This is a genomic window from Kluyvera sichuanensis (genome assembly GCF_040930405.1).
GTDB classification, from domain to species: Bacteria; Pseudomonadota; Gammaproteobacteria; order Enterobacterales; family Enterobacteriaceae; genus Kluyvera; species Kluyvera sichuanensis.
In genome coordinates this window covers 3059427-3080434 of sequence record NZ_CP162271.1, presented here as the reverse complement: position 1 = coordinate 3080434, position 21008 = coordinate 3059427, and the positions used below count along the sequence as shown (strand labels likewise).

The 21008-nt window shown below is 55.9% G+C and carries 20 protein-coding genes; 5 read left to right on the top strand and 15 right to left on the bottom strand.

The genetic code is table 11. The features are described 5' to 3' along the window. Positions 1-169: 169 nt before the first annotated feature. The 8 genes from AB2B48_RS14805 to AB2B48_RS14770 all read right to left on the bottom strand — a co-directional run bounded on the left by AB2B48_RS14805 (position 170) and on the right by AB2B48_RS14770 (position 5267). Positions 170-460 (bottom strand): YqjK-like family protein, encoded by a 291-nt coding sequence (locus AB2B48_RS14805; RefSeq protein WP_368299530.1) that lies wholly within the window; start codon positions 458-460, stop codon positions 170-172. Beyond that, the gene (locus AB2B48_RS14800; protein WP_368299529.1) at positions 457-855 is read right to left on the bottom strand and encodes a phage holin family protein; all 399 of its coding nucleotides are present in this window, start codon (positions 853-855) and stop codon (positions 457-459) included. Before AB2B48_RS14800 ends, AB2B48_RS14805 begins: the two co-directional genes overlap by 4 nt. A gap of 2 nt (positions 856-857) precedes the next feature. Continuing rightward, positions 858-1163, bottom strand: a complete 306-nt coding sequence (locus AB2B48_RS14795) for a DUF883 family protein (RefSeq protein ID WP_368299528.1) — start codon at positions 1161-1163, stop codon at positions 858-860. Between the two features lie 26 nt (positions 1164-1189). Then, positions 1190-1558: a DUF1090 domain-containing protein gene (locus AB2B48_RS14790; RefSeq protein WP_185667871.1), complete on the bottom strand. Its 369-nt coding sequence runs from the start codon at positions 1556-1558 to the stop codon at positions 1190-1192. Between the two features lie 147 nt (positions 1559-1705). Further along, positions 1706-2086 (bottom strand): EnvZ/OmpR regulon moderator MzrA, encoded by a 381-nt coding sequence (gene mzrA / locus AB2B48_RS14785; protein ID WP_185667872.1) that lies wholly within the window; start codon positions 2084-2086, stop codon positions 1706-1708. Between the two features lie 2 nt (positions 2087-2088). Next, entirely contained in the window at positions 2089-2751 is a 663-nt protein-coding gene (yqjA, locus tag AB2B48_RS14780; RefSeq protein ID WP_333496213.1) for a DedA family general envelope maintenance protein YqjA, read from the bottom strand. 305 nt (positions 2752-3056) lie between these two features. Further along, positions 3057-3833 carry a transcriptional regulator ExuR gene (exuR, locus tag AB2B48_RS14775; protein WP_185667874.1) on the bottom strand — a complete coding sequence of 259 codons (777 nt, stop codon included), beginning with the start codon at positions 3831-3833 and terminating at the stop codon, positions 3057-3059. Between the two features lie 129 nt (positions 3834-3962). After that, positions 3963-5267 (bottom strand): MFS transporter, encoded by a 1305-nt coding sequence (locus AB2B48_RS14770; protein ID WP_368299527.1) that lies wholly within the window; start codon positions 5265-5267, stop codon positions 3963-3965. A 475-nt stretch (positions 5268-5742) separates the two neighbouring features. On the opposite strand from AB2B48_RS14770, the gene uxaC reads away from it, so the two are divergent. The 3 genes from uxaC (at position 5743) to AB2B48_RS14755 (ending at position 9290) form a co-directional block, all read left to right on the top strand. Next, complete coding sequence (gene uxaC, locus AB2B48_RS14765) at positions 5743-7155, top strand: glucuronate isomerase (protein WP_185667876.1); 1413 nt, start codon at positions 5743-5745, stop codon at positions 7153-7155. Between the two features lie 14 nt (positions 7156-7169). Beyond that, positions 7170-8657 (top strand): UxaA family hydrolase, encoded by a 1488-nt coding sequence (locus tag AB2B48_RS14760; protein ID WP_220440912.1) that lies wholly within the window; start codon positions 7170-7172, stop codon positions 8655-8657. A gap of 81 nt (positions 8658-8738) precedes the next feature. Next, positions 8739-9290 (top strand): YgjV family protein, encoded by a 552-nt coding sequence (locus tag AB2B48_RS14755; protein ID WP_333498718.1) that lies wholly within the window; start codon positions 8739-8741, stop codon positions 9288-9290. 19 nt (positions 9291-9309) lie between these two features. On the opposite strand, the gene sstT is transcribed toward AB2B48_RS14755, so the two are convergent. From sstT to AB2B48_RS14735, 4 genes are all read right to left on the bottom strand, one after another. Next, complete coding sequence (gene sstT / locus AB2B48_RS14750) at positions 9310-10560, bottom strand: serine/threonine transporter SstT (RefSeq protein WP_368299525.1); 1251 nt, start codon at positions 10558-10560, stop codon at positions 9310-9312. A 282-nt stretch (positions 10561-10842) separates the two neighbouring features. After that, complete coding sequence (locus tag AB2B48_RS14745; RefSeq protein ID WP_368299524.1) at positions 10843-11811, bottom strand: TerC family protein; 969 nt, start codon at positions 11809-11811, stop codon at positions 10843-10845. A gap of 274 nt (positions 11812-12085) precedes the next feature. Next, entirely contained in the window at positions 12086-13072 is a 987-nt protein-coding gene (locus tag AB2B48_RS14740; RefSeq protein WP_185667881.1) for a Gfo/Idh/MocA family protein, read from the bottom strand. 72 nt (positions 13073-13144) lie between these two features. Further along, positions 13145-13645: a YgjP-like metallopeptidase domain-containing protein gene (locus AB2B48_RS14735; protein WP_185667882.1), complete on the bottom strand. Its 501-nt coding sequence runs from the start codon at positions 13643-13645 to the stop codon at positions 13145-13147. A gap of 83 nt (positions 13646-13728) precedes the next feature. Between AB2B48_RS14735 and rlmG the strand changes: the two genes are divergently transcribed. Next, positions 13729-14865 carry a 23S rRNA (guanine(1835)-N(2))-methyltransferase RlmG gene (gene rlmG / locus AB2B48_RS14730; protein WP_368299523.1) on the top strand — a complete coding sequence of 379 codons (1137 nt, stop codon included), beginning with the start codon at positions 13729-13731 and terminating at the stop codon, positions 14863-14865. Positions 14866-14952: 87 nt separating this feature from the next. Here the strand turns inward: rlmG and AB2B48_RS14725 are convergent, their stop codons facing one another. Beyond that, the gene (locus tag AB2B48_RS14725; protein ID WP_368299522.1) at positions 14953-16971 is read right to left on the bottom strand and encodes an FAD-dependent oxidoreductase; all 2019 of its coding nucleotides are present in this window, start codon (positions 16969-16971) and stop codon (positions 14953-14955) included. Between the two features lie 145 nt (positions 16972-17116). Further along, entirely contained in the window at positions 17117-18508 is a 1392-nt protein-coding gene (ygjG, locus tag AB2B48_RS14720) for a putrescine aminotransferase (protein ID WP_368299520.1), read from the bottom strand. A 365-nt stretch (positions 18509-18873) separates the two neighbouring features. On the opposite strand from ygjG, the gene AB2B48_RS14715 reads away from it, so the two are divergent. Next, entirely contained in the window at positions 18874-20394 is a 1521-nt protein-coding gene (locus AB2B48_RS14715) for a methyl-accepting chemotaxis protein (RefSeq protein WP_368299518.1), read from the top strand. Here the strand turns inward: AB2B48_RS14715 and AB2B48_RS14710 are convergent. Continuing rightward, positions 20391-20972 carry a PadR family transcriptional regulator gene (locus AB2B48_RS14710; RefSeq protein WP_368299517.1) on the bottom strand — a complete coding sequence of 194 codons (582 nt, stop codon included), beginning with the start codon at positions 20970-20972 and terminating at the stop codon, positions 20391-20393. The two genes, AB2B48_RS14715 and AB2B48_RS14710, sit on opposite strands and share 4 nt — an antisense overlap. Positions 20973-21008 lie beyond the last annotated feature (36 nt).

The following is a 21008-nucleotide window of genomic DNA, read 5'->3' as shown; positions in this document are numbered from 1 at the left end:
GTTAAACCGTTTTATTGAGCGTTTACACGTTGATAGCGCGTAGCTGCTGTCGATGGAGAGAAATATAACTGTGACGTATAACAATTGTTAGCAAGGAAAACTGTTGAAGTTCTTCAAAGAATCTGAGCAACGATGTATGGCAGTGAAAAAAGCAGAGGGGGGGGGAAGGCTAAGCGGAGCGGCGCAGAATATTCCTGACCATGCGCCAGGTGCTCCAGACGCCCAGGCCGCGGCGGGCCCAGCGCACCAGAAAACGCGGATGGCGCAAAGAGACCACCGCCATCACGCTGCTGCCGACCATCACCCATGAACGCAGACTTACCAGGCGGTCCCAACCGCGATCGTAGGGCTGCGTGGCCTCCAGCCAGTCGCGACGGCTGGCGCTCATATCCAGCCGTTGCTGTTGAATCTGCCGCAGCAGATACGCTTTGCGTTCCTCTCGCTCCTGACGTGGACTCATGGTTCGTCATCCTCCAGCAGGGCGCGATCGTTAGCCAGTTCGTGGCGAGTATGGCGCAGCAGGGTGGAGCGGCGGGCTTTGCGCAGGGTCCATATCCCACCAACGATCGCGAGCAGCAGCAGGGTTGCCGTAGTGGCGACCATTACGATAAGGCGATACTGCGGGTCAACGGCCCACATGATCAGCACCAGCAGGCTCATCAGGCCGAAAGCGGTGAACAGCAGGGTAAGCCCGGCCATTAACAGGATCTGGATGAGGTTGGCTTTCTCCTCTTCCAGTTCGACGACCGCTAAGCGCAGTCGCGTTTCGACCATCTGAACCACGAGGGTAACTATGCGCTGGCCAATGCCGAGAATGTTCTTTCCCGGCCCCGGCGCGTGTTGAGATTGACTCATGCTTAGCGACGCGTCAGCAGAACGCCCAGCACCAGCCCGACTGCTGCACCAATACCGACGCCTGTCCACGGATTTTCACGCACGTAGCCATCGGCTTTCGCCGCTGCTTCACGCGTTTGCTTCGTTAGCACTTCACCTGCTTCACTCAGACGATCACGGCTCTCTTTGAGCGCGCTCTCTGCTTTACTGCGCAGTTTGCTCATCTCCTCTTTGGATTTGTCGGTGGAAGCATTCAGGACTTCTTCCAGGGTATCGGACAGGGCCTTCAGCTCTGCGCGTAACTGATCTGATGTCGAATCTTTAGCCATCGTATCTCTCCTTTAAGGATTTCCACTCAATATGCGCGGGATTCCAGCGCGTTAAGTTCTTTTTTGGCTTCCTGCAGCTTATGCTCGCGTTTTGCCACTTTATCCGCATCGCCTTTCTGTTCTGCTTCCTTCAGATCCTGCTCGCGCTCGCGAACTTCGTCCTTCTGTTCCGCAATTTTTTCCTGATGATCGGCGCGAAGCTTGCTGTCAGTACAGTGTGCCTGGACTTCGCTCAGCGCCTTTTTCAGGCCGTCAATACGGTGCTGATTGTTATGCTTCTCGGCATAGCCAATCTCACGCTGAATGTCCTGCTCTTTTTCCTGACACAGTGATGTTGCTGCTGCGCTCGCACTAAGAGACGCGAGGGCAAGAGCAAGAACGATGCGGTATTTCATGTATGAACCTTCCATTGTGCGTAGTACATCGGCATGTACTTTTTCCGGTATGTGGGCAGCGCCGCTGCGTCACCCACAATACTAAGCATAGTAAGTAAAATACAAAATCACCAAAGCGGGTGAAAGTATTCGGATTCCTGGAAGTGGCTAACCAAATCGATGCGAGGTGTCACGAAGAAGGGACAGCCAGCTTGCCGGGTTGTTATCTTCATCCTGCAGCGCTATCACGTAGACGTGCGGCAGGGTGTTATCCAGCACGCGCTTCGCCGCGGCGCTCTGCTCGCTGGATTCAAAGGTAATCAATAAGGCATCATCCTTCGGCGTGATGCTCTTAAAGCGAATGCCGTTAGCATCCAGATGATGAGAAATGGAGAAGCCGTCGGGCATGCTGGCCTGATTCATCGGGCGAATGGCCAGCGTAGACTCTTCGCGCTGCAGTGCGGCCCATAGCCAAAGCATGATGCATAGCATCAGCATCATGCCCAGACTAACGGCAAATCGACGTAGCAGAATACGGTTTGCCACCATCGTTAGCCTCGATTACCGTATTTCTTCTTCCACACCACGGCCAGTGAACCAATCAGGCCGACGACCAGAAGTACCACCGGCAGCAGCATCAGGCACGACATCAGCGCGTCTTCGTATTTCTGGAATACCGGGGTTTTACCCAGCAGATAGCCAAGGGTGGTCAGAATCAGTACCCACAGCAGGCCGCTCATCCAGTTGAAGAACTGGAAGCGCGCGTTGTTCAGGCCTGAAATTCCGGCAATGGTCGGCAGCAGGGTACGCACGAACGCAATAAAGCGACCAATCAGCAGCGCTGAGAGGCCGTGCTTATGGAACAGATGGTGCGCGCGCTGGTGGTAGTGGGCGGGAAGATGTGAAAGCCAGTTCTGGACGATACGCGTATTGCCCAGCCACTTGCCCTGAATATAGCTAAGCCAGCAGCCGAGGCTGGCGGCGACGGTCAGCAAAAGGACCGTTTGCGGGAAGCCCATTGCGCCTTTAGCAATCAGTACGCCGACCAGCACCAGCAGGCTATCGCCCGGTAAAAATGCAGCCGGCAGCAAACCGTTCTCAAGGAACAGGATCATAAATAAGACAAAATAGAGCATACCGATCATGGACGGATTAGCGAGGGTTTCGAAATCCTGGCTCCACAAGGCATTTAAGAGTTGGGTTAGTAGTTCCATTCACGATTCCTGGTACATCGATTAACGTAATGCCTGAACGCGCTGCGACGGTCTTTGCTTGTTTCTATTTTAATAGCATCGCGGTAAATACGCGCTGAACAGTCCCTGTTTTGGCAAAATAATCTACTGCTGAACAACAAAAAGGCAAAATGCATGCAATTGTAACAAATGGCGCGGTTTTCCGTCATAGAAATTGCAATTTGTTGCAGAACGATTTTGCGGTTTCGGGCGGGGAGTGGCTAGGGGATTTACAAAGGCTTACCCACGTGAAAAGTCAGGTAAGCCTTAATAAGTGACAAGGGCGCTTATTTGCCGCCGATAGCGACCGTATCGAGGTGAACTACCGGGTTTTCCGCAAACAGGTAGCGGTCGGCGTTGAACTCAAAATCATCGCTGGTTTCGTTGAACAGCATCAGCTTGGTGTTCTCCAGATGCTGCCACATGGCAATTTTTGCCGCATGCGGATCTTTGCGAATCAGCGCTTTCAGGATCTGGTCGTGATCGTCACACCAGTTATCTACGGTGCGAGCGTCGATATGGTCGTGGAGTTTTTTCCAGTACGGGTTGTGCACGCGCTGGGTCCACATTTTCTCAACGATGGCCGCAAGCGCGGTGTTTTGCGTCGCCAGAGCAACCTGCACGTGGAACTGGAGATCCCACTGGGAGTCGCGGAAGCACTGCTCTTTGCGTGCGTTTTCCTGGATCTCCATCAGCTTCATGATGTCCTGCTTGGTGACCTGGGTAGCGGCGAACTCCGCGATGTTGCTCTCAATCAGCTGACGTGCCTGCAGCAGCTCAAACGGGCCGTAGTTGGCAAACTCCAGCGTTTCGTCCGGCATCTGGTGGTATTTCGGCTGATTGGAAATGACGTGAATGCCGGAGCCTTTACGGACTTCAACATACCCTTCGACTTCCAGCATGATAATCGCTTCGCGAACCACGGTGCGGCTGACGCTCTTTTCATCGGCAATAAAGCGCTCCGCAGGCAGTTTATCGCCCACTAGGTATACGCCTTGCTCAATGCGTTCTTTTAGCTCAGCGGCCAGTTGCTGATACAAGCGACGTGCGTCGGCGATTTCCATATGCTCTCCAGGCAGGGTACGGCAGATTAAATTTGTTATACCACTTTTACGAGCAGCTAACCACATTATGACATGAAAAAAGCCGCCTGGAACAAGGCGGCTTTTGGGAAAACAGACATCCGTTACAGATTAGTTTTGCGTGGCCTGCTGCGTAGGGCTATTCGCACCGGATTGACCGTCGTCTGCCTGCTTATTCTGCAGCACGGTCCAGATAACCACCGCACCTAACAGGTCGAAGATAGCCAGTACGGCGAACAGTGGGCTGAAGCCGATGGTATCAGCCAGCGCACCAACAACCAGTGCAAACATGGTGCTCGCCATCCACGCCGCCATCCCGGTCAGACCGTTCGCGGTAGCCACTTCGTTACGACCAAAGACGTCGGAAGAGAGCGTAATCAGCGCGCCGGACAGAGACTGGTGAGCAAAGCCACCAAGGCACAGCAGGGCGATAGCAACGTATGGGCTGGTGAACAGACCGATCATCCCTGGGCCAATCATCAGCAGGGCGCCCATGGTGACAACCATTTTACGGGAAACAATCAGGTTCACACCGAACCAGCGCTGGAACAGCGGCGGCAGGTAGCCACCCAGCACGCAGCCTACGTCAGCGAACAGCATTGGCATCCACGCAAACATGGCGATTTCTTTCAGGTCAAAGCCGTAGACTTTAAACATGAACAGTGGGATCCAGGCGTTGAAGGTACCCCATGCTGGTTCAGCCAGGAAGCGCGGCAGGGCGATACCCCAGAAGCGACGGGTCTGAATGATCTGCCATGGAGACATTTTCTTCGCGTTGTTGGTCTGGTGCTGTGCTTCCTGACCACCAATGATGTACTCACGTTCTTCGTCAGTTAATTTTTTCTGATCGCGTGGGTGTTTGTAGAAGATAAGCCAGGACATTGCCCAGATGAAGCTCAGCGCGCCGGAGATAATGAACGCCATCTGCCAGCTGTGCATCACGATAGCCCAGACCACCAGAGGTGGCGCAATCATGCCGCCGATAGACGAACCAACGTTAAAGTAACCTACCGCGATAGAACGCTCTTTCGCCGGGAACCACTCGGAGCTGGCTTTCAGACCCGCAGGGATCATTGCCGCTTCAGCCGCGCCGACCGCACCACGTGCGATGGCCAGACCACCCCAGCTGCCTGCCAGCGCAGTCGCGCCACAGAAAACAGCCCAGGCAATGGCGAAGAAGGCGTAACCGATTTTGGTGCCCAGAATGTCCAGAACGTAGCCGGCAACCGGCTGCATCACGGTATAAGCTGCAGAGTAAGCAGCGATGATGTAAGAGTATTGTTGTGTGGAAATGTGCAGCTCAGCCATCAGAGTCGGCGCAGCTGCCGCCACGGTATTACGTGTCAGGTAGCCCAGCACGGTGCCCATTGTCACCAGTGCGATCATGTACCAACGTAACCCTTTAATTTTACGCATGTAAACCTCATCGTGTTGTTATAACTGCGAGTCCTGCAGCCATCCTCCCGTGTTGCCGGAAGATGTCATTCTCGAAGGGGCTTACCGGAGTAAACTTCCCGGTACGGCCCGAACTTGCCAGTAAGTACGCGTGCTGAATTCGGTATCCGTACCGCTCAATCAGGTGTCTGTATCGACCACGTCGACTGCATTCCGTCGTTCAATGTGTTTCGACGGGGTGCAAGATAACTTGTCATACAACTTTAAAAGGTGAATACCGTCACAAAAGAGGTATTTTCCGTACGGTTTAAGGGGTAGATAGGCCAGGCCAGGCGCGGCGCGGCTTGCAGGGGTGTTTCTTCATTTTTTCTGTCATTTTTTGTCAAGGTTTATTGATCTAACTCACGAAAAAATCTTCGGTTGAACGAAATTGGTGTGATAACTTTGACAGCATTACAGATAAACATCTGACCCACTCGTTGAGAGGAAGACGATAATGACCCCGTTCATGACTGAAGATTTTCTGTTAGACACCGAATTTGCCCGCCGTCTGTACCACGACTACGCAAAAGATCAGCCGATTTTCGACTATCACTGCCACCTGCCACCACAGCAGGTTGCGGAAGACTATCGTTTTAAAAACCTGTATGACATCTGGCTGAAAGGCGATCACTACAAGTGGCGCGCAATGCGTACCAACGGCGTAGCGGAACGCCTGTGCACCGGCGATGCGTCTGACCGCGAGAAGTTTGACGCGTGGGCTGCCACCGTGCCGCACACCATCGGCAACCCGTTATACCACTGGACTCACCTCGAACTGCGTCGCCCATTCGGCATCACCGGTAAACTGCTTTCACCGTCTACCGCTGGCGAAATCTGGGATGAGTGCAACGAGCTGCTGGCTCAGGACAAATTCTCCGCGCGCGGCATCATGAAGCAGATGAACGTGAAAATGGTCGGCACCACCGATGACCCGATCGATTCTCTGGAACATCATGCGGCCGTCGCGAAAGACGGTTCCTTTGACGTGAAAGTGCTGCCGAGCTGGCGCCCGGATAAAGCGTTCAACATTGAACTGGCAACCTTCAACGATTACATGGCGAAACTGGGTGAAGTGTCTGACACCGACATCCGTCGCTTTGCTGACCTGCAGACTGCGCTGACCAAGCGTCTGGATCACTTCGCCGCGCACGGCTGTAAAGTCTCTGACCACGCGCTGGACGTTGTCCTGTTCGCGGAATCTAACGAAGCGGAACTGGATAGCATCCTGGCACGCCGTCTGGCCGGTGAAACCCTGAGCGAGCACGAAGTCGCCCAGTTCAAAACCGCCGTACTGGTCTTCCTGGGCGCTGAATACGCACGTCGCGAATGGGTACAGCAGTACCACATCGGCGCGCTGCGTAATAACAACCTGCGTCAGTTCAAACTGCTGGGTGCGGACGTCGGCTTCGACTCCATCAATGACCGCCCAATGGCGGAAGAGCTGTCTAAGCTCCTGAGCAAACAGAACGAACAGAATCTGCTGCCAAAAACCATTCTGTACTGCCTGAACCCACGCGATAACGAAGTGCTGGGCACCATGATCGGTAACTTCCAGGGTGAAGGTATGCCGGGCAAGATGCAGTTCGGTTCCGGCTGGTGGTTCAACGATCAGAAAGACGGTATGGAACGTCAGATGACTCAACTGGCACAGCTGGGCTTGCTGAGCCGCTTCGTCGGCATGCTGACCGATAGCCGTAGCTTCCTGTCTTACACCCGTCACGAATACTTCCGCCGTATTCTGTGCCAGATGATTGGCCGTTGGGTTGCTGCGGGCGAAGCGCCTGCTGACATCCAGCTGCTGGGTGAGATGGTGAAAAACATTTGCTTTAACAATGCGCGTGACTACTTCGCCATTGAACTGAACTAAAGTCTGGGGTTGGTATGCAATACATCAAGATCCATGCGCTGGATAACGTCGCAGTCGCGCTCGCTGATTTGGCCGAAGGAACCGACGTCACCGTTGATGGGCAGGTGATTACCCTGCGTCAGGCGGTCACGCGTGGCCACAAGTTCGCCTTACGCGATATCGCGAAGGGTGAAAACGTCATTAAATACGGTTTACCGATTGGTCACACGCTGGTGGATGTGGCGGCGGGCGAGCATATTCATGCTCATAACACGCGCACCAATCTGAGCGATCTGGACACGTATAGCTACCAACCTGATTTCCAGGCAGAGGTTGCCCAGCCCGTCGATCGTGACGTGCAGATCTACCGCCGGGCGAACGGTGACGTGGGCGTGCGTAACGAACTCTGGATCCTGCCGACCGTGGGCTGCGTGAACGCCATGGCTCGTCAGATGCAGAACCGTTTCCTGAAAGAGACCAACGATGCCGAAGGTATCGACGGCGTTCATCTCTTCAGTCACACCTACGGCTGTTCGCAGCTCGGCGACGATCACATCAACACCCGCACCATGCTGCAAAACATGGTGCGTCACCCGAATGCGGGTGCGGTGCTGGTGGTTGGCCTGGGTTGTGAAAACAACCAGGTCGATGCGTTCCGCGAAACCTTAGGGGAGTTCGATCCTGAACGCGTTCACTTTATGGTCTGCCAACACCAGGAAGACGAAGTGGAAGCAGGGATCGAACATCTCCATCAGCTGTACAACGTGATGCGCAATGACAAACGCGAGCCGGGTAAACTGAGCGAGCTGAAGTTTGGTCTGGAGTGCGGCGGGTCTGATGGCCTGTCCGGCATTACCGCCAACCCGATGCTGGGTCGTTTCTCCGACTACGTGATTGCCAACGGCGGCACCACCGTGCTGACCGAAGTGCCGGAAATGTTCGGCGCCGAGCAGCTGCTGATGAGCCACTGCCGTGACGAAGAAACCTTCGGCAAGCTGGTGACCATGGTCAATGACTTTAAGCAGTACTTCATTGCCCACGACCAGCCAATCTACGAGAACCCATCGCCGGGCAACAAAGCGGGTGGTATCACCACGCTGGAAGATAAATCACTGGGCTGCACGCAGAAAGCGGGCTCCAGCAAAGTGGTTGACGTTCTGCGCTACGGTGAACGCCTGAAGACGCACGGTCTGAACCTGCTCAGCGCACCGGGTAACGATGCGGTGGCGACCAGTGCCCTGGCGGGCGCGGGCTGCCATATGGTGCTGTTCAGCACCGGTCGTGGTACCCCTTACGGTGGTTTTGTGCCGACGGTGAAAATTGCCACCAACAGCGAGCTGGCTGAGAAGAAGAAACATTGGATCGACTTCAATGCTGGCCAACTGATTCACGGCAAAGCGATGCCTCAGCTGCTGGAAGAGTTTGTTGACGTTATCGTCGACTTCGCCAACGGCAAACAGACCTGCAACGAGCGCAATGATTTCCGTGAACTGGCCATCTTTAAGAGCGGCGTCACGTTGTAATAAAAATGTGATCTGATACGATAAAACGGCGTTTCATTGTGTGAAACGCCGTTTTTTTATGCTGTTTAACAAGGACCTCTCATGACGGCGTATTGGCTGGCCCAGGGCGTTGGCGTTCTGGCATTTATCATCGGTATCACTACCTTCATCAACCGCGATGAACGGCGCTTTAAGTTCCAGCTCTCCCTCTACAGCGCCACCATTGGCGTGCACTTCTTCCTGATGGGGGCGATTCCCGCCGGGATGAGCGCCGAGCTGAACGTTATCCGAACCATTATTTCGGTCTACACGCGCCGGATCTGGGTGATGTTCGTCTTTATTGCGCTGACGCTGATTCTTGGGCTAAGCAAATTGCACCATGCTATGGAGCTGTTGCCGATCGCCGGCACGGTAGCCAGTACCTGGGCGTTGTTCCGCTGTAAAGGGCTGACGGTACGCTGCGTGATGTGGTGTTCCACGCTTTGCTGGGTTATCCATAACTTCTGGCTTGGCTCAATTGGCGGCACGATGATTGAGGGCAGCTTCCTGGTGATGAACGGCCTGAACATCATTCGCTTCTGGCGGATGCAGCGTAAGGGAATTGACCCGTTTAAGGTCGAGAAGAAGGTACAGGAAGAGAACCCCTCCGCCTGATGGCGAAGGGGTCAGAGCGTTAGCTACGTAGGGCGTTCTTCGCCAGACGTGCATCCTCTGCCTGACATACGGCAGCGGTGAACATCACGTCGGTAGAGGAGTTAATTGCGGTTTCGCACGAGTCCTGCAGCACGCCGATAATAAACCCGACCGCCACCACCTGCATGGCAATCTCGTTCGGGATACCGAACATGTTACAGGCCAGCGGGATCAGCAATAGTGAACCGCCCGCCACGCCGGAAGCGCCGCAGGCGCAGAGCGAGGCTACGACGCTCAGCAGCAGCGCGGTTGGCAGGTCGATAGCGATTCCCAGCGTATGTACGGCCGCCAGCGTCAGTACGGTGATGGTAATCGCTGCACCCGCCATATTGACCGTTGCCCCCAGCGGAATAGAGACCGAATAGGTGTCGCGGTCCAGATTCAGCTTCTCACACAGTGACATGTTGACCGGAATGTTCGCCGCCGAGCTGCGGGTAAAGAAGGCGGTCACGCCGCTTTCGCGCAGGCACATCAGCACCAGCGGATACGGGTTGCGGCGAATCTGTAAATAGACCAGCAGCGGGTTAATCACCAGCGCGACTACCGCCATACAGCCAACCAGCACCAGCAGAATCTGCGCGTAACCCCACAGTGCGGAGAAACCCGTGGTGGCAAGCGTCGAAGAGACCAGACCGAAAATACCAATCGGGGCAAAACGGATAACGACCTTCACGATAAAGGTGACCGCGTCTGACAGGTCATTGACCAGATTCTTCGTGGTTTCATTACCGTGGCGCAGCGCGAAGCCCAGACCGACCGCCCACACCAGAATGCCGATGTAGTTGGCGTTAATCAGCGCGTGGATTGGGTTAGCGACGATGCTCATCAGCAAGCCATGCATGACTTCCACAATACCGGTTGGTGGCGTGATATCCGTTGCGCTAGTAGAAAGCTGCAGTGTGGAAGGGAAGATAAAGCTCACGACAACGGCGGTTAGCGCCGCGGCAAAGGTGCCGAACAGATAGAGCCATAAAATGGGGCGGATATTGGTTTTCTGACCCTGCTGGTGGTTGGCTATCGAGGCCATGACCAGCGTTAATACCAGCACTGGGGCAACGGCTTTCAGCGCGCCGACGAACAGCGTACCGAGCAGGCCGGTAGCGATAGCGGCAGGTTTCGAAACCAGCGCCAGAAGAATACCGAGGATAAGTCCAACCAGGATCTGTTTAACCAGACTACCCCGGGTCAGAAGACGCATGAAGCCAGATGATGCGGGTTGTTGTGTCATCATTGCATTCCTTAACGTGATGAGTTGTGTCTTTCCAGCGACGTATTATTTGTTACGTTTATGTCTGGATGTAAAAAAGTGTTTGCTAGATCGAGTATAAGGAAAGTCGTGGTTTGGGGAAGTGTAAAATGCTGGAATTTACGCCACACATCATATTTTTTAACTAATAATTTACATTGTGTGACGTAGATTGAAGTATGAAAGTAGCCCGGGCGAGGCGTTCACGCCGACCCCGGGGAGGCTCGGTGCCACTCCCGGCGTCGCTACGCTCGGCCGGGCTACGGGTTACATTTTCTGCTTTTTCAGATCGTTACAGTGGTTAACCCAGGCGTTGAGGATCAGGGTGAATGCCAGGATCCCGCCGACCACGCCCAGCGATACCGAGATTGGGATATGGTAGAAATCGACGATCAGCATCTTGATACCGATAAACACCAGGATTACCGACAGCCCGTACTTCAACATCGAGAAGCGCTCTGCCACGCCCGCCAGCAGGAAGTACATCGCACGCAAACCAAGGATCGCGAACAGGTTAGAGGTCAGCACGATAAACGGATCGGTGGTGACCGCAAAGATAGCCGGAATACTGTCGACCGCGAAGATAACATCGCTCAACTCCACCAGAATCAACACCAGCAGCAGCGGCGTGGCAAACAGCACGCCGTTCTTACGGGTAAAGAAGTGCTCGTTCTCGATTTTGTCGGTCATCCGCAGATGCCCGCGCAGCCAGCGCACCAACGGTTTGTCGCCAATTCCGCCTTCATCTTCCTTCGCCAGCGCCATCTTAACCCCGGTGAACAGCAGGAACGCCCCGAAGAGATACAGCAGCCATTCGAACTGGGAGATAAGCCAGCTTCCCGCGAAGATCATGATAGTACGCAGCACGATCGCGCCCAGTACGCCGTAGACCAGCACGCGGCGCTGCAGCGCCGCAGGCACCGAGAAGTAGCTAAACAGCATCAGCCAGACGAAGACGTTGTCTACCGCCAGCGATTTTTCGATCAGGTAGCCGGTGAGGAAGGCGAGCGCCTGCGGGTCAGCGACCGCGCGGCCCTGAGTTTCCGCCAGGTACCACCAGAACGCGGCGTTAAACAGTAACGAGAGGGTGACCCACACCAGCGACCAGGCTGCCGCCTGTTTCATGGACATGGTGTGCGCGCCGCGACGGCCCTGCAGGAACAGGTCGATAGCGAGCATAATCACCACGACGACAGCGAATCCGCCCCACAGCAACGGTGTGCCGACTGTATTCATAGAATTTTTCCTTACGCATAAAAAAAACGGCTAACGTCAGAAGACGATAGCCGCTGCTTTTTTATGCATAGACCTCGCCTTCCGGCAAGGTCTCACTTACAACTAAAAACGAATGCGGTGGCGCATTCGTTTTCCGTTGCTCGGCGACCGGATACGGTTTTGCACGTATCGTAATGACGATCCACCGACAAGGAAGTTACTCCCCTTTGCACGTAACAAAATATGACAAGCCATTGATTTCGTCAATGGCCTGTAACATGTGCTTTACGTTGTTTTACGCGGCAGGGACATCCGCCGGGAAAACAACGCCGGTCTGGCGACGAATTTCCGTCTGAACCTTCGCGGTGATACGGCTCACTTCAAGGGCGGGATGGTCCACTTCGTTGTTTTCGACCAGGCGCGCAAACTCCTCGGCTTCATACAGCATAGTATTAATATGCTGAGGCTGGCTGAGATCCTGCGCTTTGCTGCCGCGTGGGATGAAGGAGACCTTCTGGCACTCGGAGATTTTCTCCACCACCAGCGCACCGGCTTCGCCCTGAATTTCACTCGGCAGGGTAGAGTCGCTGACCTTAGAGTGCTGCAACGTCACGCTGAAATCGCCGTAGTCGAGCACCGCGATACCGTGCGCATCAACGCCGCTATCCAGCAGGCTGGCAGACGCCTGTACCTGCTTCGGCTCACCCCACAGGGCTACCGCAGAGGCCAGACAGTAGAAACCGATATCCATAATCGAGCCGTTGGAGAAGGCCGGGTTAAAGGTATTTGGATTTTCGCCGTCCAGGTAGCGCTGGTAGCGCGAGGAGTACTGGCAGTAGTTGATAAACGCCTTACGTACCGGGCCCACTTTCTCCAGCGACTGCTGCAAAATCTGGAAGTTGGGTAGGCTGGCGGTTTTGAACGCTTCGAACAGCACCACCTGATTTTCCCGCGCAAGGGCGATAGCCTGCTCGACTTCATGCAGGTTGGAGGCCAGCGGCTTCTCGCAAATCACATGCTTTTTATGCTGTAAAAACAGCTTTGTCTGCGGGAAGTGGAGCGAGTTCGGGCTGGCGATATACACCGCGTCAATGTCTTCGCTTTGCGCCATGGCGTCCAGCGACGTAAACAGATGTTCGACGGGATAATCGTTGGCGAAGGTCTGCGCCTGCTCAAGGCTGCGGGAATAGACGGCGGTCAACTTGTACTTGCCGGTCTCATGCGCGGCATCGACAAACTGGCGGGTGATCCAGTTTGTCCCAATCACTGCGAAACGTATCATAAACGCCTTCTGGCTCCATAAAGGGATTCTTTCGTCAATGTAACACGCCTTTATGACATTGCCAGTGGGCGACTACGCAGATTCCTTTAACGAAAGGTGCGTCAGCCACAAACGGGTATCAAACTCCAACTGATGGTACTGCGGCTCCATGTGGCAGCACAGCTGATAGAACGCTTTGTCGTGCTCTTTTTCTTTTAGGTGCGCCAGCTCGTGTACCACGATCATCTTCAAAAAAGCCTCCGGCGCGCTGCGGAATACGGTCGCCACGCGGATCTCAGCTTTGGCCTTCAGCTTGCCGCCCTGCACGCGGGATACCGCCGTGTGCAGCCCGAGCGCGTTCTTCAGCACGTGGATCTTATTGTCGTACATGACTTTATTGATCGGCGGCGCGTTACGCAGGAACTGGCTTTTCAGATCCTGGGTATACTGCCAGAGGGCTTTATCGGTGGCGAAATCGTGGGTGCCCGGATAGCGTTTTTCCAGTACCGCCCCCAGACGCTGTTCAGCAATCAGCGTTCTCACTTGAGAAAGCAAATGTTCCGGGTAGCCCTGGAGGTAAGTTAGTTGGTTCATCTTTGCCCATGCCAATCATAAAAAGTGTATACTCACGCACCCTTTTCAGGGATACGCCGAAATTTTACCATTCAGGAGGGCCGATGAGCCACACAGACAACGGTTTCCGTTCACTGACACTTAAACGTTTCCCGGAGACGGACGACGTTAACCCACTGCTGGCGTGGGAAGCAGCCGATGAATATCTGCTGCAACAGTTGGACGATACTGAGATTCGCGGCCCGGTGCTTATCCTGAATGATACCTTCGGTGCGCTGGCCTGCGCGCTGGCGGAGCATACGCCGTACAGCATCGGCGACTCTTACTTAAGCGAGCTGGCGACGCGTGAAAACCTGCGCCACAACGACATTGCCGAGTCGAGCGTGAAGTTCCTCGACAGCACCGCAGAATACCCGCAGGCGCCGGGCGTCGTGCTGATTAAGCTGCCGAAAACCATGGCGCTGCTGGAGCAGCAACTGCGTGCGCTGCGCGACGTGGTCACGCCAGAAACGCGCATTCTTGCCGGTGCAAAAGCGCGTGATATCCATACGTCTACGCTTGAGCTGTTTGAAAAAGTGCTGGGCCCAACCACCACCACGCTGGCATGGAAAAAGGCGCGCCTGATTAACGGCACCTTTACCAAACCGGCGCTGGCTGAAACGGCCCAGACCCTGAGCTGGAAGCTGGAAGGCACCGACTGGACTATCCACAACCACGCGAACGTCTTCTCCCGTACCGGGCTGGATATCGGCGCGCGCTTCTTTATGGAGCATCTGCCGGAAAACCTGGAAGGCGAGATTGTCGATCTCGGCTGCGGCAATGGCGTGTTGGGTATGACGCTGCTGGCAAAGAACCCAGAAGCCAGCGTGGTGTTTGTTGATGAATCGCCGATGGCGGTCGCTTCCAGCCGCCTGAACGTGGAAATCAACCTGCCAGACGCGCTGGATCGCAGCGAGTTTATGATTAACAACGCGCTCTCCGGCGTAGAACCGTTCCGCTTTAACGCGGTGTTCTGCAACCCGCCGTTCCACCAGAAGCATGCGCTGACCGATAACATCGCGTGGGAGATGTTCCACCACGCCCGTCGTTGCCTGAAAATTAACGGCGAGCTGTATATCGTGGCGAACCGTCACCTGGACTATTTCCACAAACTGAAGAAGATTTTTGGTAACTGCGAAACCATCGCCACCAACAACAAGTTTGTGATCCTGAAGGCGGTGAAGCTGGGCCGTCGTCGTTAATGAGATCGAGCTTTCCCGGCGTCGCGTTCGCTCGGCCGGGCTACCATCGATGTAGCCCGGCCGAGCGAATGCAACGCCGGGGGCATGTTAAATTCCAAGCGCCAGCTTCGTCCCCTGCGCAATCGCCCGCCGAGCATCCAGCTCACTGGCCACATCACAGCCACCGATAAGATGTACCGTCTTACCTGCCGCCTGTAATGGTTCCTGCAACGCACGGTTTGGTTCCTGACCGGCACAAATAATCACGTTATCAACCGCCAACACCTGCGCTTCACCGCCTATCTCAACGTGCAGCCCTTCGTCGTCTATCTTCTGATAGCTGACCGCCGGGATCATCTTCACGCCGCGTGAAAGCAGGGTGGTGCGGTGGATCCAGCCGGTGGTTTTGCCCAACCCTTCGCCCGGCTTGCTGGCTTTACGCTGCAGCATCACAATCTGCCGCGGGCTGCGGGCCAGATGCGGCCCTTCCGGGCGCAGGCCGCCCGCCTGCTGCAGGCTGGTATCAATGCCCCATTCTGCGCAAAACTCCGCGATATTCTGGCTGGTTGGCTCGCCTGGCTGGCTTAAGTACATCGCCGTATCAAAACCGATGCCGCCGCAGCCGATGATCGCCACGCGCTGCCCCACCGGCGTCTTGTCACGCAGTACGTCCGGATAGGTCAGCACTTTCGGGTGATCGATGCCGTCGATCGGTGGGGTACGCGGCGCGATCCCGGTAGATAGGATCACTTCATCAAAGCCGAGAAGATCGCCGGCGCTGACGCGCTGGTTGAGCTTCAGCGCCACGCCGGTGACGTCGATCATCCGGCGGTAGTAGCGCAGCGTTTCGTAAAACTCTTCTTTGCCGGGGATCTGTTTGGCGATATTAAACTGCCCGCCGATCTCCGCGCTGGCGTCGAACAGCGTCACCTGATGGCCGCGCGCGGCGGCGTTGATCGCAAACGCCAGCCCCGCCGGGCCTGCGCCGACGACCGCCAGGTTTTTGCGCGTGGTCGCTGGAAGGATCGGCATTTTGGTTTCGTGACAGGCGCGCGGGTTGACCAGGCATGAGGTTACCTTGCCAACAAAGATCTGATCCAGACAGGCCTGGTTGCAGCCGATACAGGTGTTGATCTCATCACTGCGTCCCGACTGAGCTTTTGACAGCAGCTCGGCATCGGCAAGGAACGGACGGGCCATCGACACCATATCGGCATCGCCGCGTGCCAGAATATCGTCCGCCACCTGCGGATCGTTAATGCGGTTAGTGGTAATCAGCGGAACGGTGACCACACCTTTTAATTTTCGTGTCACCCAGCTAAACGCACCGCGCGGTACCGGCGTGGCGATGGTTGGGATCCGCGCTTCGTGCCAGCCGATCCCCGTGTTGATGATCGTTGCGCCCGCGGCTTCGATCGCCTGAGCGAGACGTACGGTTTCATCAAAGGTGCCGCCGTTGTCTACCAGATCAAGCATCGACAGGCGATAGATAATAATAAAGTCATTCCCGACACGCTGGCGTACGGCGCGCACCACTTCTACCGCGAAGCGCATGCGGTTCTCATAACTGCCGCCCCATTGATCGTCGCGCTGGTTGGTGCGCGCGGCGAGAAATTCGTTAATCAGGTAACCTTCCGAGCCCATCACCTCCACGCCGTCGTAGCCTGCTTCCCGCGCCAGCTGGGCGCAGCGGGCGAAGTCGTCAATCAGCGCGAGGATACCTTCGTGGGTGAGTTCGCGCGGCGTAAAGCGGTTGATGGGGGCCTGAAGTGGGGAAGGGGCGACCAGGTTTGGCTGGTAGCTGTAGCGCCCGGTATGCAGGATCTGCAGCGCAATTTTGCCGCCTTCCTGATGGACGGCATCGGTAATGGTGCGGTGGTGCGGCAATTGGCTGACATCGTTCAGCATCGCGCCGCCGGCCATCCCTACGCCGGTAGCATCCGGTGCGATGCCGCCGCTGACGATCAGCGCCACGCCGTGACGCGCACGTTCCGCGTAGAACGCCGCCAGACGCTCGGCGCCATCGGGATACTCTTCCAGCCCGGTATGCATGGAACCCATCAGCACGCGGTTTTTCAACTGGGTAAAACCAAGATCGAGCGGGGCAAACAGCGACGGATAGCTCATAAGGATGTCCAGTATGTGAAATTATTGTTATGTGGTCGGATGAGTTACTAATTTAGCCGTCGGCGGGAAAAAGGGAAAAGGGGAATGCGATGATTGTGATGGGATTCAAAGAACGCCCCCCCACCAAAGGGTAGGGGGCGTGAGTTTACTGCTCGGTGGCAACCTGACTCTGGCTGACACGCAGGGCCGCCAGCGCTTTACGCGCGGCTTTAAGCACCTGGTCGCACTGTTCCATCGTTAAGGTTAACGGCGGTTCGATGCGGATGGTCTTGGCATTGTTGAGCGTCCCGGCAACCAGCACGCGCTGGCGGAACATCTCGCTGGCAAAGTGATAGCCGATTTCGTTATCGACAAACTCAATGGCCATCAGCATGCCTCTGCCGCGCGCTTCACGGACCAGATCCGGATATTCGCGCGCCATGCTGCGGAAGCCGTCCAGCAGAATATCGCCTTTCTGCTCCGCCTGAGCGGGCAGGTTTTCGGTCAGCAGCACGTTGATGGTCGCCAGCGCGGCCGCACAGGCCAGCGGGTTACCGCCAAAGGTGGTGGTGTGCAGGAACGGGTTGTCGAACAGCACCGAGAACACCTCTTCGGTGGCGATGGTCGCACCAATCGGCATCACGCCGCCGCCGAGCGCCTTCGCCAGGCATAAAATGTCCGGCTGAACGTTCTCATGCTCGCAGGCGAACATCTTGCCAGTGCGCCCCATGCCGGTTTGCACTTCGTCGAAGATAAGCAGCGCGCCAAACTCATCGCACAGCTTACGCACGGCGGGCAGGTAGCCTTGCGGTGGCAGAATGACGCCACCTTCACCCTGGATGGGCTCGAGGATCACCGCCGCCACGTCATCGCCGGTTTTCTGGCATTCGCTCAGCATCGTGCGCATGGCGTCGAGATTACCGAACGGCACGTGGCGGAAGCCCGGCAGCAGCGGCATAAACGGCTTGCGGAACGTTGACTTGGCGGTGGCCGACAGCGCCCCAAGCGATTTGCCATGGAACGCGCCGCTGGTGGCGATAAAGGTGAACTTGCCGCGCGGCGACTGGTAGGCTTTCGCCAGCTTCAGCGCCGCCTCTACCGACTCGGTGCCACTGTTGCTAAAGAAGCTGTACTTCAGCTTGCCCGGCGCCAGTGCCGCCAGCGTTTTGGCGAGCATCGCCCGTAGCGGGTCGAGGAGTTCCTGGCTGTGAAGCGGTTGTTTTGCGAGTTGATTCTGTACGGCGGAAACCACCACTGGATTACGGTGCCCCACGTTGAAAATACCAAAACCGCCCAGGCAATCGAGAAACTCCTGACCCTGGGTGTCGACAAGCGTATTTAACCCTCCCGCTTGCCACTCTACGGCTCCGTAATCCCCACCGGCAGTTACAGATTTTCGGTACTCTAAAAACCCCGGATTCACATGTTCTTTGAAGTATTCCCTGACCTCCTGGTTAAGAGCTTTCATCTCCTCATGATCAAGCGTTCGCTTTTCAATGAGATTCAGTGCGTGTGCGCTGCAGGCCAGAGCCGATGCGCTGGAAGGTAACCTGTTCAAAATAAGCTCCTGGGGATCACGTATCACACGATACTGATTTAAGTATTGCAGGGATTACGCCACCTCAGCGTTGACGGTAAAAATCGGGATAAACGCCAGGGGAAATCGCACTTGTACAATATTTAATCGTCCAGCGAAACGGGAGAGTGTGAAAGCGGTCACGCAGAGGTGCGTTGTGGTTGGGCGTATTGCCCTACAAAAGGGCAGGTTTTGCGCCACGACTGAGCAGCAAAGAATGACGTGGGGAAAGTAGGGCTTTTGTCGATTTTGCGATCTAACGCAAAATTAACAATTAAGGTTAATTTAATATCCTCCGATATAACAATTGTAATACATTTCTCTTTGCACCTGAAAAGGATGTTCGTATGTCTACCCTGCCCGACCTGAATTCGTCCGAATCGCTTCTGGACGACCACACCACTTTGATGTCCACCACCGATCTCAACAGCTATATCACCCACGTAAACGATGCCTTTATAAAGGTGAGCGGCTATAGCCGCCACGAGATGCTGAGCCAGCCGCACAACATGGTGCGCCATCCTGATATGCCAAAAGCTGCTTTCGCCGATATGTGGCGTACTCTGAAGCAGGGCGAGCCGTGGAGCGGTATCGTCAAAAATCGCCCGAAACACGGCGGCCATTACTGGGTGCGTGCGAACGCCATCCCCCAGGTGCGTAATGGCAAAACGATTGGCTATATGTCGATTCGTACCAAAGCCAGCGAGGAAGAGGTGGCGGCGGTTGAGCCGCTGTATCAGGCGCTTCGCGAAGAACGCAGCAATAAGCGTCTCTATAAAGGTCGTGCTATCAGTAAACGCTGGTGGGGCAAGCTGTCGGCTATCCCGCTGCGTTGGCGGGTCAGAAGCATTATGCTGGGGTTCTACCTGCTGCTTGCGATGAGCCTGCTGGCCCTGAGCGCACCGATTCTGCCGGTGCTGGCGTCGGCGGTGATCCTCTTACTGACCACGCTGGTACTGGAGTGGCAGATTGTTCGCCCGGTGGAAAATGTGGCGCGACAGGCGCTTAGCGTGGCAACCGGTGAACGTAACAGCGTTGATCCGTTGCCGCGCAGCGATGAGCTGGGCCTAACGCTACGCGCGGTTGGCCAGCTCGGGTTGATGTGCCGCTGGTTGATAAACGATGTCTCGACGCAGGTGAATAGCGTGAGCGACGGCAGCGATGTGCTAGCCCGAGGTAATGAAGATCTGAATCAGCGCACTCAGGAAACGGTGGTCAACGTGCAGCAAACGGTGGCGACCATGAGCCAGATGGCGGCGTCGGTGCAGAATAACTCTCAGACGGCCGCCGAGGCCGATAAGCTTTCGTTGGCGGCCAGCGGCGCGGCGGCGCAGGGCGGCCAGGCGATGCACCGGGTGGTGCAGACCATGGAAGATATCGCTGACAGCACGCAGCGCATCGGTTCTATCACGACCTTGATTAACGATATCGCGTTCCAGACCAATATCCTGGCGTTGAACGCCGCCGTTGAAGCGGCGCGCGCGGGCGAGCAGGGGAGAGGGTTTGCCGTGGTCGCCGGGGAAGTTCGCCATCTGGCGAGCCGTAGCGCGACGGCGGCAAACGAAATTCGTCAGCTGATTGAGGCCAGCGCCAGCAAGGTGCAGTCGGGCTCCGAGCAGGTTCACGCTGCCGGGCGCACGATGGATGACATTGTCTCGCAGGTACAAAATGTCACCCAACTGATTGCGCAGATTAGTCAATCTACGTCTGAACAGGCCACGGGGCTGTCTGATTTAACGCGTGCCGTGGCGAAGCTGGATGAGATCACCCAGAAAAACGCCGGACTGGTGGCGGAAAGCGCCAACGTGTCAGCGATGGTAAAACACCGCGCCAGCCGTTTACAGGATGCGGTCACCGTACTGCATTAATCCAGCTGCGAGATCTCCAGCGCCGCGCGGTCGATAATGCCAATCACCTGCTTCAGCTGCGCGTCGCCGATCTCGCCCTGATTTACCTTCAGGTCGAGCACCGCCTTAAAGTTATCCAGCGCCCGCTTCATCTGCGGGTTTTTGCGCAGCTCATGTCCGACCATCCTGGACTTCAGCCGTGCCTGAATATGCTCCAGCGGTTCCTGATTTTCTTTCAGCGTCTGGATGCCTTCTGCGGTAATGGCGATTTTTTTACGCCCGCCGTCCTCTTCATGCACGGTAATCAGCCCCTGGTCCTGGAGCAGGTCTAGCGTCGGGTAGATAACGCCCGGGCTTGGGCTATAGTTGCCCTGGGTTAGCGCCTCAATGGCTTTAATCAGTTCATAGCCGTGGCTGGCGTTATCCTTCAGGATGTTGAGGACCACCAGGCGCAGTTCGCCGTGGCCGAAGAAGCGCTGGCGACGTCCGCCGCTGCCGTGGCCTTCACCACGCCCGCCACGATGTTCACACTCACCGTGCTCGCCGCGATGTCCGCGACCACCACGGCCACGATGTTCAGAATCAGAGAAAGGTCTCATGATGTTTATCCTTACGTTGTTTAGATATATCTAATT

Excerpts from the sequence above, each read along its gene's own strand:
- AB2B48_RS14805 (WP_368299530.1), bottom strand. The coding sequence starts at position 460 with ATGAGTCCACGTCAGGAGCGAGAGGAACGCAAAGCGTATCTGCTGCGG.
- AB2B48_RS14800 (WP_368299529.1), bottom strand. The coding sequence starts at position 855 with ATGAGTCAATCTCAACACGCGCCGGGGCCGGGAAAGAACATTCTCGGC.
- AB2B48_RS14795 (WP_368299528.1), bottom strand. The coding sequence starts at position 1,163 with ATGGCTAAAGATTCGACATCAGATCAGTTACGCGCAGAGCTGAAGGCC.
- AB2B48_RS14790 (WP_185667871.1), bottom strand. The coding sequence starts at position 1,558 with ATGAAATACCGCATCGTTCTTGCTCTTGCCCTCGCGTCTCTTAGTGCG.
- mzrA (WP_185667872.1), bottom strand. The coding sequence starts at position 2,086 with ATGGTGGCAAACCGTATTCTGCTACGTCGATTTGCCGTTAGTCTGGGC.
- yqjA (WP_333496213.1), bottom strand. The coding sequence starts at position 2,751 with ATGGAACTACTAACCCAACTCTTAAATGCCTTGTGGAGCCAGGATTTC.
- exuR (WP_185667874.1), bottom strand. The coding sequence starts at position 3,833 with ATGGAAATCGCCGACGCACGTCGCTTGTATCAGCAACTGGCCGCTGAG.
- AB2B48_RS14770 (WP_368299527.1), bottom strand. The coding sequence starts at position 5,267 with ATGCGTAAAATTAAAGGGTTACGTTGGTACATGATCGCACTGGTGACA.
- uxaC (WP_185667876.1), top strand. The coding sequence starts at position 5,743 with ATGACCCCGTTCATGACTGAAGATTTTCTGTTAGACACCGAATTTGCC.
- AB2B48_RS14760 (WP_220440912.1), top strand. The coding sequence starts at position 7,170 with ATGCAATACATCAAGATCCATGCGCTGGATAACGTCGCAGTCGCGCTC.
- AB2B48_RS14755 (WP_333498718.1), top strand. The coding sequence starts at position 8,739 with ATGACGGCGTATTGGCTGGCCCAGGGCGTTGGCGTTCTGGCATTTATC.
- sstT (WP_368299525.1), bottom strand. The coding sequence starts at position 10,560 with ATGATGACACAACAACCCGCATCATCTGGCTTCATGCGTCTTCTGACC.
- AB2B48_RS14745 (WP_368299524.1), bottom strand. The coding sequence starts at position 11,811 with ATGAATACAGTCGGCACACCGTTGCTGTGGGGCGGATTCGCTGTCGTC.
- AB2B48_RS14740 (WP_185667881.1), bottom strand. The coding sequence starts at position 13,072 with ATGATACGTTTCGCAGTGATTGGGACAAACTGGATCACCCGCCAGTTT.
- AB2B48_RS14735 (WP_185667882.1), bottom strand. The coding sequence starts at position 13,645 with ATGAACCAACTAACTTACCTCCAGGGCTACCCGGAACATTTGCTTTCT.
- rlmG (WP_368299523.1), top strand. The coding sequence starts at position 13,729 with ATGAGCCACACAGACAACGGTTTCCGTTCACTGACACTTAAACGTTTC.
- AB2B48_RS14725 (WP_368299522.1), bottom strand. The coding sequence starts at position 16,971 with ATGAGCTATCCGTCGCTGTTTGCCCCGCTCGATCTTGGTTTTACCCAG.
- AB2B48_RS14715 (WP_368299518.1), top strand. The coding sequence starts at position 18,874 with ATGTCTACCCTGCCCGACCTGAATTCGTCCGAATCGCTTCTGGACGAC.
- AB2B48_RS14710 (WP_368299517.1), bottom strand. The coding sequence starts at position 20,972 with ATGAGACCTTTCTCTGATTCTGAACATCGTGGCCGTGGTGGTCGCGGA.